Source organism: Psychrobacter sp. AOP7-B1-24, from assembly GCF_052376215.1.
Classification (GTDB): Bacteria; Pseudomonadota; Gammaproteobacteria; order Pseudomonadales; family Moraxellaceae; genus Psychrobacter.
On sequence record NZ_JBQSVL010000160.1, the window covers coordinates 1 to 1785 of the forward strand.

Consider the following 1785-nt stretch of genomic DNA (forward strand, 5'->3'; position numbering starts at 1 on the left):
CATATAATTCATTGATATAAATGATGATTTATTCACTCTAACCAAGAAGCAATCAGCAAGAATTGTGCTAATATCGCTACTTTTTCAGTATGGCTGGTTTTCTCATTTTGTAATGAAAAACCCCCTTAAATAAAAAAGCTAGGAGAATGAATGAACGATCATCTTGATTTTTTAGCGTAATTCAGTGTCTCAGTTGAGACTCCTAATAGTTTAAATTAAAGTTGTTGTACTCAGGCTATGTCACATACCAAGGTTCATGAACCACTTATTTTTATATTAACTATAGGTCATTGTTTTTAATAGAAAATTAACTCTTTTAAATCGTGAACCTAACTTTAGGTACGCATAAGTTAAATAGTGTTTATATAATCCAAGCTCACAGTATGTTTTTGCTATAGCTAGACCATGTATTTTGGTATCGTGTTAATACTTTGACACCCCGACTAAATTACTCTGTGCTTTAAGTAGATTCAAATAGTCTGTGAGCGCTATGACTGGGTTTTGGATATTGTCTAAGTATTGAACCTGATCACCAATGTAATTTGAGAGCGTCAGATTCATTTGCTCCTTAACGACGAAGCCTCTCGAAAAATGGTTTTTGTATCTGCGAATACAGATTAAAACTCATCTAACCCTTTAATGATGCCAATCACTGAGGGTTACTCGTTTCTAGTACTTGAATTTACGCCCTCATTTATGTTTCGTTAGTTAACAATTTCCTCGTAGAGCCAAACCATTTAAGATTCAGCACTCTATCTTTGATTTAACATTCGATAATCGTCACAACCATCTTGATTACCGTTATCACAAGCTTTACCGAAGTACTCTTTCGCAGTAGCAGTATTTTGTCGCACGCCTAAGCCATTGTTATAAATCACTCCAAGGGCATACTGAGCATTAGCATCACCTTGATTAGCAGATTTTTCAAGCCACTGCATAGACTTCGAATAATCTTGAGGTACGCCCTCGCCTCTGGCATACATTGATCCAAGAATAAATTGAGAACCAGCATGGCCTTGATTGGCAGCTTTTTCAAACCACTGCGCAGCCTTGGTATAATCCTGACGCACGCCTTCGCCTTGGTAGTACACTGATCCAAGAAAAGCTTGAGCTTGAGCATTACCTTGGTTAGCTTCTCGTTGAGTTTGATCAAAATCAGCAGCCATTGCTGACAAAGAAAACATAGCAGCGACTAAAAGCAGGGTTATTTTACGTATTAAAGAGGTGTTCGGAAGGGTCATGTCAGGTCTCGAGAGGTTTGTTTTAAGATATACATTTGTGCGTTAATGACCCCACTCTCAACTTGAAATAAGCAAATCAAACTGAAGAGGCGGATTACCAAGTTTTTTGTTGAGTACAAAGCACAGATTGTGTGAAAGAATCTTACGAATCAATCGATGAGACAAATGCCATAAATCTCTTGCTCGCACTCTTTGTATATTAAATCGTTCTGATAACTGACCAATGACTGTTTCAACGATACGGCGGGCTTTCATTAGCCGTCTTACCACAGGTTTGGGTCTATCCTCTTTCATGTTGGCTCTGAGTGGCGTTTGTAAATCTACTCCTTGAGCGTCGTAGTACGATGTCAGACTAGGGCTGATATACCCTTTATCAGCGCCGAGCAAACCATGGATATGGTCAGTAATATCAGGCGCAACCGCTCTTTCATCAACATTGGCAGGAGCAAAGGTAAAGCCTTTAATCATGCCCGATAAGTTAACAAGCAAATGTCCCTCAAAGCCATAGTATCTCTCTTGCTTAGCGGCGCAGTAGCTAAAAGCC

Annotated in this window: 2 protein-coding genes; both read right to left on the reverse strand. The window is 38.9% G+C overall.

All coding sequences use genetic code 11. The features are described from left to right. Nucleotides 1-752: 752 nt before the first annotated feature. The gene (locus tag ACT3QP_RS14700; RefSeq protein WP_192995452.1) at nucleotides 753-1241 is read right to left on the reverse strand and encodes a tetratricopeptide repeat protein; all 489 of its coding nucleotides are present in this window, start codon (nucleotides 1239-1241) and stop codon (nucleotides 753-755) included. Between the two features lie 57 nt (nucleotides 1242-1298). After that, a partial coding sequence (locus ACT3QP_RS14705; protein ID WP_444526014.1) for an IS982 family transposase occupies nucleotides 1299-1785 on the reverse strand: 487 nt, incomplete at its 5' end.

Excerpts from the sequence above, each read along its gene's own strand:
- ACT3QP_RS14700 (WP_192995452.1), bottom strand. The coding sequence starts at position 1,241 with ATGACCCTTCCGAACACCTCTTTAATACGTAAAATAACCCTGCTTTTA.